The sequence below is a fragment of the Chitinophaga niastensis genome, assembly GCF_003014755.1.
Lineage (GTDB): Bacteria > Bacteroidota > Bacteroidia > Chitinophagales > Chitinophagaceae > Chitinophaga > Chitinophaga niastensis.
In genome coordinates this window covers 105127-121815 of record NZ_PYAW01000004.1, presented here as the reverse complement: position 1 = coordinate 121815, position 16689 = coordinate 105127, and the positions used below count along the sequence as shown (strand labels likewise).

Genomic DNA, 16689 nt, shown 5'->3' with positions numbered 1-16689 from the left:
AAAATATGTCTACTCAAACCATCAACGGCTATCTGATAAGTCAGGATAAACAACAGCCCCTTGCTGGCCTGCGCGTAGAAGCCTGGGATAAGTCATTATCCGTAACCGTACCTCTTGGCACTGCGATCAGCAATACACAAGGTTATTTCAGCATCTCGCCGGATACACAATACACTGACCAATTCAGTACGGGCCGCATTCAGGATGTATTTTTCAAAATATATAAAGATAATCGTCTGTTACTCGATACACGGGATAAAATTTTGTGGAATGCAGCCAAACCCACAGATGTACGTATACCCGTACCCGTAGATAATATTCCGCCTGTGACACCACCTGTTTATTACACGGTGAGCGGTAAAGTGGTAACCGATAAAGGCGCACCGGTATCACGCGTTATTGCACTGGCCAAAGACAAACGCCTTCCTTACGATATACCGCTGAGCAGCGCTGTAACAGATGCAGGTGGTAATTACAGGATCACTTACGATACCAGTTTATTAAAAGGCAAACCACAGCCGGATCTTGAAGTAAGTGTGATGAATGAAAGTAGCCGGGAAATCGTGATAGGTAAATCAGACATACGTTACAATGCAGGTAGTGCAGAAACAATAAATGTGATCCTCCACAGCGCACAGGTACCAGTAACTTCCGAATATGACAGGCTGACCGGCGACCTTCAACCTAACCTGGGTGGTATCGCGTTAAAAGATCTGCAGGAAAATCAAAACAACAGTCATATTACGCTACTCTCCAACAAAACCGGATGGGATGCACGCGCGGTAGCCATGGCAGCCCAGGCAAACAAACTAAATGCGGTTACAGGCATTCCCCCGGTGCATTATTACGCGTTGTTTCGTGCGGGGTTACCGGCAAACGATGAAGTACTGAGCCGTTTACCATCTGCAACAGTAGAAAAAATTATTACTCACGCCGCAGATACAAAAATAATTCCTCCCAATACAGATATACAAAGTACATTAAAGATACTGAATACAAGAAGTGTGGATTTCCTGTTGCACAACAGTGCAGCAGTAGGTGTTTCCAGCCTGGGAAATATGCTTAACATCCGCCTGAACACCGACCAGCAGAATATCTTTGCAGAAAGTTATAAAGAAGCTGCCGGCAATAACGATCTGCTATGGAGCTCACTGAAATCCAAAGGCATTCCACCTGAAACGATCAGCCAACTACAACTTGATGGGAAATTAGGATACCTGACATCCCAAAATGCCCCATTGATAAAAAGATTGTATGAAGCCTACCAGGTCAGTGATCCGGTACAACTGGTGCATAAAGGGTTATATAAAGCGGCAGCCTGGAAAAATCTCGTTGGCAATGATGTTCCTCAAGGTGTTAATCCGGATAGCTATGCTGCCAATATGGCCAATCAGCTTGCACTCAGCTACCCCACAGCTGTTGTTTCCGAGATGGTAAACAATAATGAAGTGATGCTGAATAATAATGCTCCCAAAGATGTTGTATCTCAATTTTTCAGTACTGCCGGTCAGGAAAATGTATTAGGTGTAAAGCCGGTAAAACAGTGGGAAAGTTTCGGACAACTGCATCCGGAAGCACAAGTGGCTGCAAAGCAGGTGGAGCGCATATTCCAGCTAAGTCCTTCTAATGAATCATTGAGTACACTTTCCAAACTGGGTCTTAATTCCGCATACGAGATCACCAAATATTCCCAGTCAGAATTCCTGGAAAAATATGGTAGCCAGTTCCCAAGTACAGCAGAGGCGATGCTTACACATACCAAAGCACAGGAAATATATAGCACTGTTACCAATATCGCCACCACTTATATTACCGGCCGTACTACACCAAATGTGTATGCACTGACTGGCAAAACAACTGCTGAAACCCAGGGATCTCCTGCTCCTTCAGCTGGTCCGATGCCAAAAGGAATGCCCCAAATCATTGGATATCCTACACTGGATAAACTCTTTGGCAATATGGACTATTGCTCCTGTGATGAATGTAAGTCTGTACTCGGGCCCGCTGCATACCTGGTAGATCTGCTGCAGTTCATTGATCTGGCAGCTATTCCACATACAAAGAAAAATCCGTTGGATGTTTTACTGGAACGCAGACCCGACATACAACATCTCCAGCTTACCTGCGAAAACACCAACACTGCTTTACCATATATTGATCTCGTAAATGAGATCCTGGAATATTACATTGTAAATGGCAGTTTAACCGGTTTTGCAGGTCATGATATCAAAGAAGGCACCAATACAGCCGACCTGATGGCTGACCCGCAATTTGTGCTGGCAAAAGCATATGAAAAAACAAATAGTGAAGTATTTCCTTATAACCTTCCGTTTGATCAGCCAAGAGAATCCCTGCGGTTATTTTTCAGCGCATGGAGCGCTACACTGGAAGATGCACTACGTGTATTTGGCAGCGAATTGCCGGCACAAAAAGAACGGTTAGGACTGAATCTTAAAGAATATGATATCTTAACTAAAATATCAGCACATCAATTACCGGAATACTTTGGAGAATCTTCCGCCACTAACATAGATGGGCTGAATGCAGCCGTTGCCAGTGGTAAGGTATTCAGTCGCCGTGTAGATATCACTTATGAAGATCTCGTCAATTTACTAAAAACACAATTCATTAACCCCGGCACATTATTAGTTCCTAACCTCGATCAGCTACAGATCAGGCTGGACCAGATCCAGGCTTATTATGACGGCACTCTCAGCGACACAGATTTAAACAACCTCCTGCCTCCGGCACTGGATACCAGCACCTACGGCGGTAATGTAGGCCAATGGCTGAAAAACAATCACACGCTGATTAAGACACTTATCCTGCTGACGGAGATCACACCCGATACCGGCGACTGCAACATGGCCACGATGGAATTACGCTATGCTTTACCGGATATGATCCAAAATAAACTGGATGAAATAGCCTATCATAAGTTACACCGCTTCATACGTCTCTGGAAAAAAACAAGCTGGAAGATCCAGACCATTGACCAGGTAATTATTGCCCTCCTGCCCGTTGCGTCAAAAGACCTTACGCTGATAAACATTGATCAGGCCTTTGTTGTATTGTTGGCCCGCCTCGCCAACTTTAACCGGCTCATTAATGCATGGAAGATATCAGAACAAAACATACCCGATGTATTACTGCTCTGGAATAACAGCCTGGCTGCAGACGTAAAACAAACACAGTGTGCAAAGCTCTTCAGGATGTCTGTTGGCAGCCTTTCCGACCTGGCAAAGATCACCGGCGCCGATCCGCTGACGATGGACCTCGAAGCAGATTATCCTGCTATATTAAAGTATTACCAGGTTACACAGGACCTGAAAGCTGCCTCCCTGAAGGTCAGCGACCTGGCGTACCTGCTGATGCATAAAGATCCTGCGGGCAAATTGACACCAGATGAAACAACATTGCTGAAAAATATTAAAGCACTGCGGGATGCCCTGAACACGGTAGATAAAGAAAACAACGTAGCCCCAGATAATGCTGATCTCTCCTTTGCAAAAACAAAGATGGCCCTGGTATATGACAACTCCGTTGTAGATACTTTTTTCAGCCTGCTCACCAACAGTAAAATTTATAGCGCACCGCTCCTCCTTCCTGAAGAATCGCTGCCATCACCACTTACAGTAGATGCGCAGCTGGGATATGATGCATTCAAAAAAAGGCTCAATTACACGGGTATCCTCACACCCGCGGCACAAACAATCCTCGATAACAAAGCAGATGCGCTGACATTGGCTGATATGACCCTTATCACACAGCAGCCTGCACTCGATAGTTTCAAAACACAATTCAAACAAGCTTTACAGGCAATAAAAAGTGCCGCTGATGCAGATCTCGCAGCATTAGCAGCCGGGTATCCCGAATTAAAAGCAGTGTACAATGCAGTATTGGCACAGCCTACTCCCGCGCAGAAAACAACTGTATTAATCAACAGCATACTACCAACACTGATCATCAGGCTAAAAGAAAATGCACTTCTGCAGGCGCTCGTACCTGTTACCCAAAGTGATATCGACACCATCAGTACGCTGGCCACTAACCCTGCTATCATACACAGCGTAAGTGATAATACAAAAAATGTATTGAACGACTTCACACTATTACAAACAGCGGTGACGTTCAATCATAACCAGGTATACGATGGCTACCTGGATCCCCCGGCCAGCGACGATTACATTTTGTATGTCAAGGCGCCTGCCGGTACTACTGTCACTTTAAATATCAACAATAAAGATATCATCACAGCCGCGAATATCGGGGTGGCAGGAGAAGTACAAAGTGCCTTGCCGGTTACCCTCCAAACCGGCGTGCTGACTGAAATAAAGCTAACCATCACCGCGTTGCCGCTAAACGGCGTTGCTACCATCTGGTGGCGCACAAAAGGAATGGCAAAAGTGCAGGTGCCTGGCAGCAACTATTACATCCAATCACAGGTGGACCATGCAAAAACAGCTTTACTAAGGCTATCAAAAGCAGTACAGCTAAAAAAACAATTAACGCTGACCACTCCGGAAACTGCTTATTTCGCAGCGCTGAACAGCGAAACAAAAAACCTGTTCAATGAGCTTCCCACTACCACTGTTATCTCAGATCCGGATCTTCACACACTCTGGCAAAAAATCAACCTGCTGCTCTTTTTTACGCTGTTAAAAAAAACTACTGAACAGGACGAAAATACCTGGTTACAGATCCTGATAACACCAACCGTCAAAACGCCGCAGGGTAACGGTTTGCTGACCGAACTAAATAACTGGCAGCAGACAGATGTAGATGCCGTTTTGCTGCACATGGGTAAAACATGGAATGATCTTTCCAAACTCAGTGTACTGAAAAAAGTAGTGGAGGCCATGCAACTGGTAACCACCATCAACTATCCGGCGGCCACTGTTATCAGCTGGTCGGTTGACAACCCTGATCAACCATTGATCTCGGGTATTAAAACAATGATCAGTAGTCGTACGGATCATGCAACATGGCTGACCACCTTACAAAGTGTGAATGATGTACTGCGCAACAGGCAGCGCGATGCACTGGTGAGCTATATCCTGCACCGGCAGCAACCATCACCCGAAATTGATACGCCGGATAAGCTCTATGAATATTTCCTGATAGATGTACAAATGGATGCCTGCATGAAAACATCCCGTATCCGGCAGGCACTTTCTACGATACAGTTGTTTATTTACCGCTGTCTTATAAATCTCGAAGTAGATGTAGCGCCATCTTCTATCCGTGCACAGCAATGGGAATGGATGCAGCGTTATCGTGTATGGGAAGCCAACCGGAAAATATTCCTGTATCCTGAAAACTGGCTGGACCCCACCCTGCGCGATGGAAAATCTTCGTTTTACCAGGAGCTGGAAGGTGAACTGATGCAAACCGATATCAACAATGATCTCGCAGAAACAGCCTTCCTGAACTACCTGAAAAAACTGGATGATGTGGCCCGGCTGGAAATAGTAGGTATGTATCTGCAGGAGAATGTTCAGGGTAATCCAAACGATAATATCATGCACGTATTTGGAAGAACGAATGGCAGCACCAGGCAATACTATTATCGTCGGTATGAATATGGCTACTGGACAGCCTGGGAAAAAATAAGCATGCATATTGAAGGCGATAATATCTTCCCGGTTATCTGGAAAGACCGGTTGTTTGTCTTCTGGCTGAATGCAGTAGAAAAAGCCAAAGAAGAGAACAGGGATCAGCATCCCCGGGATATGGCCGATCACAATTGGGGGGAATCAGTAAAAAAAGATGTTGAAATAAATTTCTGCTGGGGAGAATATTATAAAGGAAAATGGACATCTCCTAAATCATCAGAATTAAAAGAACCGGTGGTTATAAAAGATCTCCTTTCTTTTGATGCCCGCAATATTTTGCTGTATGCCAGAAAGGTACAGAAAGACATCAATACCACTGAACATCTTATCTTTTACTTTTTCTATTTAGGCAGTGAGAAAGAACAATATACATTCAAGAGTGTCACTTTCACGAGCAAGAATAGTCCGCCTATCATTGAAAACATAGACATATTCGACAACAATGCAAGTAAGGTTGCCCTATTTAATTATGAATTGTACCGCAAAGCATATGAAGGCTCCAATCCGTCTGTACTTAATGCCACTTCCCTGAAAATGTTTTCACAACAGTTGCAATTACTGATTGATCAACCGGCATTTGCAGCGCAGGACACGGTAACGGAAACGGTGCTCACCAAATCCAGTGGCATGTTCCAGGGATTCCGGTTATTGCCTTTACGCCATGAAGTACAAAATCAATGGCAGGCGCCTTTTGTATATCATGATGAACAAAGCGTATTTTTTGTACAGCCCAACGAACAAGATATTGCGCCTATATGGGTTTATACCGGTTATTACGACATGGGCAACTACAGCATGGCTAATTATAAAGTGAATATCCTGCCGCCGGTAGAAAGACCGGTACTCACAGTACCCGTCAAGCGTGGAGATCCACTGCAACCTGTAATGGACGTTTCTTCCTGGCAACAGGCCATCACCACTGCCAATTCAAACTACAACATTGTTTTACCGGCAGCAGGGAACTTCAGCTTTGATCAGGCCACCTTTGGCATAGGCGGTAAAGTGCCTGGCCTGCAGAATATCACACAGTTAACGAATATCAGCAACCATTAACCCCTAAACTGTTTCATCATGCCTAACAGAGCAAACTTTCATAACTACAGCTTATATAAAGCAGAACAACAGTTTTACCACGCATACGGCAGCTTTGTACTTGTGCAAAATGCCAAAAGGCAACTCAATTACGCCTTTGCCAATCACTATCACCCCTACGTGGATAACCTGATACAAAAACTGAACACCGACGGATTGCCCGCCATGCTGGACATAAACTTCCTGCAAGGGTTGCAGGATAATCTCAGCACCACCTATACTACCGACGGAACATATGTTACTACATTTCCCACAAATGAAATTGATGTAAGTGACGACGGTGCATATTCCATTTATAACTGGGAGTTATTTTTTCATGCACCATTGGCTATTGCCATACACCTGAGCAATACACAACGTTTTGCCGAGGCGCAGCATTGGTTCCATTACATCTTTGACCCTACCAGCAATGACATCAGCGTTCCTGCGCCACAGCGTTTCTGGAAATTTCTTCGCTTCCGGGAAGAAACAACTACCATATTTATCCAGCAAATGTTGGCCGAGTTAAGTAATCCTGCAGACAGTGAGCTGAAAACACGCGTCGAAAAAAGCATACAGGCCTGGCGCGACAAACCCTTCCAGCCACATGTAATTGCCCGTGGACGCTATCTTGCTTATCAGCTGAATGTAGTGATGAAATACCTGGACAATCTCATTGCCTGGGGCGATAACCTCTTCACACAGGACACCCTGGAAACAATCAATGAGGCTACGCAGATTTACGTACTGGCAGCAAATATACTGGGAGCTAAACCTCAGAAGATACCACCCCGCCGTAAAACATCGCCCAAAACATACGCTCAGCTGAAACAAGCAGGTATCGACAGTTTTGGTAATGCCATGATAGAGATGGAAAATGATTTTCCATTTAATACAGTACCCAGTTCCAACAAAAAAACAGATGAAAACGCTGTCAATGCAGTATTTGGGATAGGCAGGTCATTATATTTCTGTATTCCGCAAAATGATCAGTTGCTGGGTTATTGGGATACCGTAGCCGACAGGTTATTCAAGATCCGTCATTGTATGAATATTGAAGGTATCATACAGCAACTCCCCCTGTTTGAACCTCCTATTGATCCGGGTATGCTGGTGAAGGCCGCTGCAGCCGGACTGGATATCAGCAGCATTATCAATAATATCAATCAACCCGTTTCCAATATACGCGGCCCGCTGCTATTGCAGAAAGCACAGGAGATTTGCACCGAAATAAAATCAATGGGCGCAAGTCTGCTCTCTGCTATTGAGAAACAGGAAAGTGAACATATTTCCCTGCTGAAACAACAACATGAACTGAAAATATTAACCCTTGTGCAGGATATAAAATACCTGCAGTGGAAAGAAGCAGAAGCCGCGTCAGAAGCATTGCTGAAAAGCAGGAATACCGTGTTTGAACGTTACCGTCACTACAAGCTGATCCTGGGCAATACAGCCACAGATATTGACCAGCTCAAAACAATAGACCTGGCACGTAAAGCGCTTACAGAAGCTACATTCGACAGCATATATGCTGACTGGGTAAGTAAATATGCAATCAATCTGCAAAAAGAACCCTATCGCCAGGAAAGTTCCGTGGGAGGGTTGATGGAATTTGCCGGCAATGCAGTCACCAGTGTGGTGGGAGGACAACTCGGCAAAACATTGCCGCTGAACAAAAATGAAAATGCAGAGCTGAATATTTTCCTGCCTACGGCAGACGCTTTTAATACCTTGTCCATGGCGCTCAAACTGGCAACGCCTATACTGGCATTCATACCCCAGTTTGATGCGCACGCTACCCCACTTGGCGTAGGTGCTAAAGTTGGATTTGGCGGTGTACAATTATCCAAGGCCGCAGCGTATGGCTCCGATCTTTCCAAACAAGTGGCCGGCGCCTTTACTTCAAGTGCGGAAAGGGCCTCCAAAATGGCTGGTTATTACCGGCGTGCAGAAGATTACGTATTCCAGGCTAACCTGGCCGGCAGTGATCTGATGCAATACGGCCGCCAGATCATTTCCTCACTGATACGTGAACAGATTACCAAAAAGGAATATGATAATCAGATAAAACAAATTGAACAGTCGCAACAAGTTACAGATTACCTCAGTAATAAATTCACGCAGGAAGACCTCTACACCTGGATGCAGGGACAAATTTCAAAAACATATTACGACTGCTACAAATTTGCTTTTGATGTTGCCAAACGCGCAGAACAGACCATGAAATATGAACTGATGCGCAAAGAATTTGATGACCTTAGCTTCATCAAATTTGCTTACTGGGACAGTGCCCACCAGGGATTATTATCGGGCGAGGCATTGTCGCTGGACCTGAAAAGGCTGGAAATGGCCTATCACGACCACAATACCCGTGAGTATGAATTGACCAGGCACATTTCCATACGTCGTATAGATCCTTTAGCATTGTTGAAATTAAAAGCTACCGGCGCCTGTGAGATAAGCATACCTGAATGGCTATACGATATGGACAGCCCCGGTCTTTTCATGCGGCGCATAAAAAGTGTAGCCCTGTCTGTACCCTGCATTGCGGGGGCTTATACGAGTGTTCATTGCAAACTCTCCTTGTTGAGAAGCAGTATCCGTATATCCTCCGAAAGTGATTCCTACCCACGGGACATTGCAAATGACGATAACCGTTTCAGGGACTTCAACGGCGCCATTCAATCCATCGTTACCAGTACAGCACAAAACGACAGCGGGCTGTTTGAATTAAACCTTCATGATGAACGTTATCTCCCGTTTGAAGGAGCGGGTGCTATCAGCAGCTGGCGCATTGAACTCCCCACCGACATCCCGTCATTTGACACGGACAGCATTTCAGATATTATCCTGCACATCCGGTACACTGCAAGAGAAGCAGGACACCTGAAACAGGCTGCCGTTGATTATGTAAAAACAGCTATTCTGGAAAATACCGGCAACCTGCTGCAGTTATTGTCTCTTAACCAGGATTTCTCAACAGACTGGTACCGTTTCACTGCCGCAGCAAATGATAATGTACGGAAACTGGACATTCACCTGCAACCCGATAATTTCCCTTACTGGGCAATGTCTTTAGGCATGAAAGACGCTATCACTATCTCTTTCTGTTGTATAGACTGGAGTAAACACAAACTCATTATGGCCACCAATACACTCAGCATCATCAAAGATCCGATTACAGGCTGGAACATATCTATAGATAAAAATTCCAACATTTTCCCATTCCTGAAAAAGAATGCAGGCAATAATGTGTATATGGCAATATCGTATTCGTTAGTGTAAAATATAAAACACCTGAGCTTTCTTCTATTATTTTTTACTTTACTCAAATGATATACCTCACACAACTCATTTACATTCATGAAGGTCAGGAACACACCTTTCACCAATTTGAAGATGTAGCCATCCCCCTGATTGAAAAATACAAAGGGAAACTGCTGCTAAGATTGCGGCCAACAAAAGAAAATTTTATTGCCGGTGAACTAGCGCTCCCATACGAAATACATCTTGTAAGCTTTGAAAATGAAACAGACTTTGAAGCATTTAAACAGGATAAAGTGCGGCAGGAATTTCTGCACCTCAAAGAAGCATCCGTAAGCAGGATTGTGCTGATCCAGGGGACTGGATCATAATGGAAAACAGGCCAAATCGTTATAAAAAATGATCAGGCACTTTTCTATTGTTAAAAAATATTTTTCAGGCGATGTCCAATTTTTGCCATCTCATTAGTTATTAGGTATAATTCAATCACTATTTAAACCAATAAAAAGGAAAGTGTAAAAGCAGCAAGAAGGAGACACTTACGCCACTACCCGGTATACAACGTTTCATTGACCCACATCTGAGGTGTACTCACCTGTTCTTCGTTATTAACGAGCAGTCTTGTTAAGCCCTGTACATAGGCATTATTAAAATTTATCTCCGGCGCATGACAGAGCGCAGTATAGAAAGTTTCGGCAAAATTAATGGCAGCCCCGTCGCTGATGGGGTACTGCATGCCGATCACATGCCTGATTTCTTTGGAGAGTGCTTTGGCCATGTCAGCGGTGTAACAACCATTCAGCAACACGCAGGAAGTCTTTTCTTTAAACAAACTGAAAAGCCGGCAGATAGCAGCTGTAGGTATCAGTTCCGCTTTGTTATCTGCGGTGCTGAGTATAATACCGGTGGTTTGTCCATGTCCTGAAAAATGTACGATGGATGGCTGATGTTGATTCAGTTGTTCTACCAGTTTATTATACGTAGTGGCCATGAGTGGCCGCTCCAGCGTGAAACGGTTTTTATTCACCCGGTCGATAATGTTGCTGATCCTGCTGAATTCCACATCCAGCTGTAAGCGATTTTCTGTGGTGGGTAAAGACTCTACAAAGAGGATATTGTAAGATCCGTTTTGTAAATTCAAACCGGTACTTAATAATTTCAGTTTATCGGAGTCCAGTCTTGATAAGAAAAAGTAGAGCGATTCTTTCAGATTAGCTAATGCTATATCATAACTTTCTTTTGAGATAAGACCATTGTAAAATTCGCTCATGATAGCATTCAGCTTGCCATTGTATGCTATCATTTTTATTTCCCTGGGCAGTAAACTATATAATTTAGATACCGCTGTATTAGTTGGTAATGCTGCCAGATATAATTGCAGATCTTCCAGTAGTTCACTCATAAAAGTAGTTTTTTCACTATCGAAATAATACCTCTTTTCTCCAACCCGTATTTATTGAAAGTACTGTCACTGATATGCCATTGCTGTTTATTATGTATGTTGATCCATTGAGAAATACTTTGCGGGCTGTTGCCATCTACAGATTTCACATCTTTATCCTGCAGGTCTGCCAGCAATAAATAGTTGTCATAATTTTTAAATACCAGCCTGTTGTTGGCTAATATATCGCACTGTAATCTGTGTAATTTCTTCAGGTGTTTATCCAGCAGGTATAATGTTGAACTGGATTTCGCGTAAATAGTATCTCCTGTAGTGGAAAACGTAGCTGCAATAATCTCTTCCGGCAGCTTAGTGGTATCAGACCTTCCATTTGGATAATGCAGATACATCAGCGGTCCATAATAATTCAATATGGCATGTGCTGAACTAAGTACTGATTGCGTACCCATCGTATTTTCGGGATCTCCAACCGGCATGCTGGCAAGTAACGACAATTCCGGTGTCAGGAATAGGATTTTATCAGGTGTATTAACGATGATATTATTGTTTGGGGCGTAATCAATCCTGAATACGGTGCTTGTTATCAGGGTATCCTTTAAAATACGGCCACTGATATCACTTTCGTAAATACGTGCAGCGTCATTCGGTTGCCGGCTATAGAAAAAAATATGTTGTAAGTTGAAATCGGTCGGAAGGAGCATTGTTACGCCGACAGGTAGTTTCCATTGTCCTTTGAGCTCCAGCTGATGATTATAATATTGAATGCCGGAGGTAGCAGCATTATAGACGAACAGCATGCTGTCTTTACTACTGTAAAACATACGTTCTAAGTTCGGTTGCAAACATAATTTCTGCGCAATGCGGTTTGGTAATAATTGAGAAAGACATCCGCCCGCCTCTGTATAAATATATGCAGCCGTGTGCGGAATATATTTTTTGACAGCAAGGTTGTTGCTGCTGCCTAATAACATATTCTGCTGTACTGTTCCCAATACCCAATTGAATTCAAATGGCCACCTTTCAATCAGTTCCGGGGCGCGATGGCTGTTAATGGCATAAAAAGAGAGTGAACTTTCAGTTCTGATATACAGGAAGGGTTCATTATCTACAAACCCTGCTTCCAATACGCCTGGAAAACAAAAAGTATCCCGGCCTGCATTTGTATATACTATTACATCTTTGGGCGTTTCAGTGGGTGATGCTATATTATTATTCTGCGAAGAAAACGTAATAGCAGCGGCGCTGTTATTGATATCTTTGTAGGAAGTACGGTTAAGGTAAGTAACAAGGAAGATATCATCCACCACAGATACTTTAAATGATTCTGCTATTTTCCCCGGTATGGAAAGTCTGTTGCCCAGGAAGCCGTTGTTATTAAATATATCTACCAGCTTATTAGTTACAAAATCTGCATAGTGATCGGTTTCTTCTTTCAGCCTTTCAAAGGTTTCTCTGAGTACATACAAATTTTCCTTATCCTGTAAAATATCCGCAGCGTCTCCGCTGCTACCAAACCTAAGTGTGCTGGCAGTTATATAAGCATTCTGGCGGTAGTATAACTTCCATGCCTTAATGGCTGTCCGTGATACTACAATCACCAATAGCACACAAAGGAGCGCAATACCGATGGCCCGGAGATAACGCAGTCGCTGCTTTAGCACACTGTCCTTGTCACCCATGCGAATAGCAGCATCCCGGTATATTTCGTTCAGCACATACGATTCATTGTCCGTTCCTTTCTTTTTCCTGTCTGTGTTTTCAATCCTGATGACTGCTTTTTTATCGATCATTATCTGCAACAACTCCCGGTTGGGGTCCGTTTTGTCCAGGGACATGCTCCTGAGATTCCCTTCTGTATCCAACAGCTGATCACTTATTAATTTCCTGATGCTGCTACTGTCAGCTTTGGAGATGTTTTGGAACAGGGTGTTAAAATGTGCAGTAATGTTTTTCCCCAGGTCTCCCAGTTCTTTGTTTTTTGAAACATCTATAATCGGTTCAATAAAAGCATCGTGACTCAACTCATAACTCTCTCCACTAACGGTATTCATTTCCCGTCTTACAATGCGGGTATCTGTTAATCTCCTGAGCAGGTCTTCATCAAAACCAAGAGAGTTGATAAATGCCTCATCCAGGCAAATACGGCTCATGGTTCTTTCATCAATCAGTTTTTTTTCTACCAGGTACCTTACCTGCAATATCTCGAATGCATTAAAAGGAGCCACAGCGCCGGATACATTCGTTTTGCCGGGCAGCGTGGTATATATCTGTTTGTAATAATTTTTGGTAATGTTTTTCAAGTCGCTGACATCTTCTCTCGAAAGAATAACCAGTCCTTCGGTATGCTGTTGTTTTTTTATAGCTGCATTTTCCAGGTGTTGACAAATGATCTGCAATAAAAACGTTTCTACTTTTACTTCTTCCCTGCGGTTATTCTGTTTCACCGTGAGATGTTTTCTTATGGCTGCCAACACTTCCGGTTTGTATATAAATGGGCGGGAAATGTAAGCTCCCTGTTCAGTAGCAGGTAAACACATCACATCTTCTATTTTTTCAGCAGGCAATCTTCTCAGGCGGTAACGATTGTTGAAGATATCAGGAATATATTCTCCCAATTCGTCCAGCTGATAAAGCTTATCTGACCTTATGCCTATTAAAAGGTGCAAAGGAATACCATTTTTCAGCAACGCCAGTTGCGGGCTATTTTCCGGGTTATCCAGGACATCGGCAATCATTGATTTTAATGCCCTGTCAAAAGCAACAGGTACCCTGTTGTACACAATTTCGGACAGTGCAATAGCGAGTTCCTGGAAATGCTCCTGGGGGGTATTAAATACTTGCTCAAACTGATCCATGATTAACAGGATGCCGGAAAATTTATCTGCAAATTTCCATTGCAGTGATTTGAATAGCTGCCAGGCGCTGATTTTCTCCTGTGGTATGTTAAGCATGGACATGAATACCGGCGCGCCTTCCAGGTGATTGAACAGTTGCGTAATGAGCTGATGGTGTAATGATGTACTGCCGGTGTCGGAAGGTTTTATTTCGAAACGTATCTTAATCACCTTATAGGGCTTTTCATCTGCCTCCGTGATACCAGCCGGTGACAATATATCCGCAGACCGGGGTTGTACGGTGCTTTTTTCAAAAAGAGGGCATAATCCTGCATCTATGAGGGAAGATTTCCCAAAACCTGATCGGCCGAATAATACAGTGACTGCTTTACTTTTTATAATACTGGCCAGCACCGAGATCTCCTCTCCCCTGCCAAAAAAAAGTTGGGTATATGCCTCGGAAAAAGGCACCGGGCCAGGGTATCTTCTCTGGAGCTGATCATTACTATTTTCTGGCATAATCAAATTTTTGCATCATAAGCTAAGTCTATAATAGCTGTCCGTAACTCCTCCATTCGTATGCGGTGCATTTCTTCCGTAATATTTCCTTTCTCACCTTTAAGGGTATTCAGTTTCCCTTTAATACTATTTAGCGTAATGATATCCCGTGAATTGCCATTGCCTTCATTAATAAAGCTGCATAGTCCGTCGCTCGTTGTAATTAACGCATCTTCGTCACTATCCTGACTTACCTTAGCGAGTGCTTTATCAAAAGAAATAGCTGGCGCCGATCCTTTTAACTGTTGGCGGAAGATGCATTTTCCTCTGACAGGATTATCATCTCCCGCAGCAGCGGCGCTTTTCTCTTCGGCTGCACCATTTTGCGTAATTGCCGCCATCAGATCTATTGCCTTCATATCAATAAAGGTCATTTCCAAAGGATACCTGGTGAGCCATTCCATGTAATTTTTATTCTCTCTTTCCGCCGTGTCATCCAGCGTAGCTATAGCCAATACGCGTCTGCCGTTTAATGTTCCCGATTTTAAGAGTTTGGTGAGCATGATAGGCACATACCATTTCTTCAGATCAAATCCCAGGAACAGGAATACTTTAGATGCTGTCAGCCTCATTTTCATATCGTTTAACTGTGCCTGCTGCTCTCCGATAAATGAAAACAGGAATTCATAAAATGCATCATAACTGATGATCAGTGAATCCGACTGGGAATGTCTGCCATAGAGATTATAAAGTGTCGGGATCTGCATATTGGAAAACCTGCTATCACCACCCGACATACCTTGCTCATCGGGTCTTTTAGAAGTACCGCGGGCATAAAAATATTGGAAGGAATGATTGATTTTAGCTTCCCTGAATGCAGCAGACAGAAACTCATCCTGCGTAAAGCTTACAATGGTATTAAAATTAATGTGGGCAATCTGGCTATAAACGTGGTGTGCTTTTGATTGTATAGCCGGATAAAATTTTGCGATAATATTCTCCAGTCTGATTGGTTGCATGCCCGGAGGATAAGATCGTGCAATAAAAATATTATCAAAATCTGTATCAAGATCCACATTGTGAACATGCTGTAATTCAGATCGCAGCAGCTCGTTCACTTTACTGCCATCGGCTGTTACAGCAAATAAAGGCCCGAGTATCAATGCACAGTCTCCGGCCCTGATGCTATTCAGTAAAATATCATAGTCACTATTATTCTCCAATATCATTTTTACAGATTTTAATTATTCTGTAACAAGTTCTTTTGCGTCAAAGGGGAGTTCTTCCAGTGCTTTAAAATCCGGATTCCGGATTGCTTCCGACAAGCGGAATACCGGATTGCCAAGAAATGGTTTCTGCACGCCCCTTACATTGTAGAGTGGTGTGAGATGATTACTGCCTAATAGTTTAATGCTGCTGCCACTTTCATTAACGACCCCTACTTTGATGCCTGGCAAGGCCAGATTGTTATCACCGCCCAAAGGCAGGCTACAAGCCAGTTGCAGGGTATTATCTGCCGTGGTGGAAATGATGATATAGGTATTATCAGTGGTGATAACATCTGTTATAATAACCCATTCCTTTTTCCAGACACCGTTGTTGTATCGCTCCAGGATAGTATCTCCCAGCTCATCCAGGTTGGATATGATAGTTCTTTTGGAACCGGAAAACTGGAACAATACACCTACATCTTTTTTAAAGGTTACTTCAACATTGGCCTGCACCGGTACACCACTCACAGGAATAATACCCGAATTAGCATTGATAGTACGTACCGCGGTATTTTGGGAATTATAATCCAGGTTGAGGGAACCCGTACTTTCCCTTACTTCAAAAGGCAATCCTTGTTTTGCCAGCGAGGAAGTGAGCACAAACTGCCCATATTCCAGTACACCGATATCGCCAGGTACAACAGGCAGGTCCGGTGTCCAGTTAGCACGATAGCTGGTAGTTTCGAACATGTGGTTCACATAAAATTTGGGAGGTGTACTCATTGCATTATTTT

At 43.5% G+C, this 16689-nt stretch carries 7 protein-coding genes; 3 read left to right on the top strand and 4 right to left on the bottom strand.

What is annotated here, in order from left to right; all coding sequences use genetic code 11:
* Window positions 1-5: 5 nt before the first annotated feature.
* Genes CLV51_RS19405 through CLV51_RS19395 form a run of 3 tightly spaced genes read left to right on the top strand, consistent with a single transcriptional unit; the run spans window position 6 to window position 10321 of the window.
* Window positions 6-6668 carry a neuraminidase-like domain-containing protein gene (locus CLV51_RS19405; protein ID WP_106529742.1) on the top strand — a complete coding sequence of 2221 codons (6663 nt, stop codon included), beginning with the start codon at window positions 6-8 and terminating at the stop codon, window positions 6666-6668.
* Window positions 6669-6686: 18 nt separating this feature from the next.
* Window positions 6687-9971: a Tc toxin subunit A-related protein gene (locus tag CLV51_RS19400; protein WP_158267068.1), complete on the top strand. Its 3285-nt coding sequence runs from the start codon at window positions 6687-6689 to the stop codon at window positions 9969-9971.
* Window positions 9972-10018: 47 nt separating this feature from the next.
* Window positions 10019-10321 (top strand): DUF1330 domain-containing protein, encoded by a 303-nt coding sequence (locus CLV51_RS19395; RefSeq protein ID WP_106529741.1) that lies wholly within the window; start codon window positions 10019-10021, stop codon window positions 10319-10321.
* 176 nt (window positions 10322-10497) lie between these two features.
* Here CLV51_RS19395 and CLV51_RS19390 read toward each other — a convergent pair whose 3' ends face one another.
* The 4 genes from CLV51_RS19390 to CLV51_RS19375 are packed head-to-tail and all read right to left on the bottom strand — an operon-like array spanning window position 10498 to window position 16678.
* Window positions 10498-11352, bottom strand: coding sequence for a CHAT domain-containing protein (locus tag CLV51_RS19390; protein ID WP_106529740.1), 855 nt, complete (start codon window positions 11350-11352; stop codon window positions 10498-10500).
* Window positions 11349-14705: an nSTAND1 domain-containing NTPase gene (locus CLV51_RS19385; protein ID WP_106529739.1), complete on the bottom strand. Its 3357-nt coding sequence runs from the start codon at window positions 14703-14705 to the stop codon at window positions 11349-11351. Before CLV51_RS19385 ends, CLV51_RS19390 begins: the two co-directional genes overlap by 4 nt.
* Before the next feature lie 2 nt (window positions 14706-14707).
* Window positions 14708-15913 carry an SIR2 family protein gene (locus CLV51_RS19380; RefSeq protein WP_106529738.1) on the bottom strand — a complete coding sequence of 402 codons (1206 nt, stop codon included), beginning with the start codon at window positions 15911-15913 and terminating at the stop codon, window positions 14708-14710.
* 15 nt (window positions 15914-15928) lie between these two features.
* Window positions 15929-16678: a hypothetical protein gene (locus tag CLV51_RS19375; RefSeq protein ID WP_106529737.1), complete on the bottom strand. Its 750-nt coding sequence runs from the start codon at window positions 16676-16678 to the stop codon at window positions 15929-15931.
* Between the last annotated feature and the right edge of the window lie 11 nt (window positions 16679-16689).

Coding starts and splice junctions, on each gene's coding strand:
- CLV51_RS19405 (WP_106529742.1), top strand. CDS start 6: ATGTCTACTCAAACCATCAACGGCTATCTGATAAGTCAGGATAAACAA.
- CLV51_RS19400 (WP_158267068.1), top strand. CDS start 6,687: ATGCCTAACAGAGCAAACTTTCATAACTACAGCTTATATAAAGCAGAA.
- CLV51_RS19395 (WP_106529741.1), top strand. CDS start 10,019: ATGATATACCTCACACAACTCATTTACATTCATGAAGGTCAGGAACAC.
- CLV51_RS19390 (WP_106529740.1), bottom strand. CDS start 11,352: ATGAGTGAACTACTGGAAGATCTGCAATTATATCTGGCAGCATTACCA.
- CLV51_RS19385 (WP_106529739.1), bottom strand. CDS start 14,705: ATGCCAGAAAATAGTAATGATCAGCTCCAGAGAAGATACCCTGGCCCG.
- CLV51_RS19380 (WP_106529738.1), bottom strand. CDS start 15,913: ATGATATTGGAGAATAATAGTGACTATGATATTTTACTGAATAGCATC.
- CLV51_RS19375 (WP_106529737.1), bottom strand. CDS start 16,678: ATGAGTACACCTCCCAAATTTTATGTGAACCACATGTTCGAAACTACC.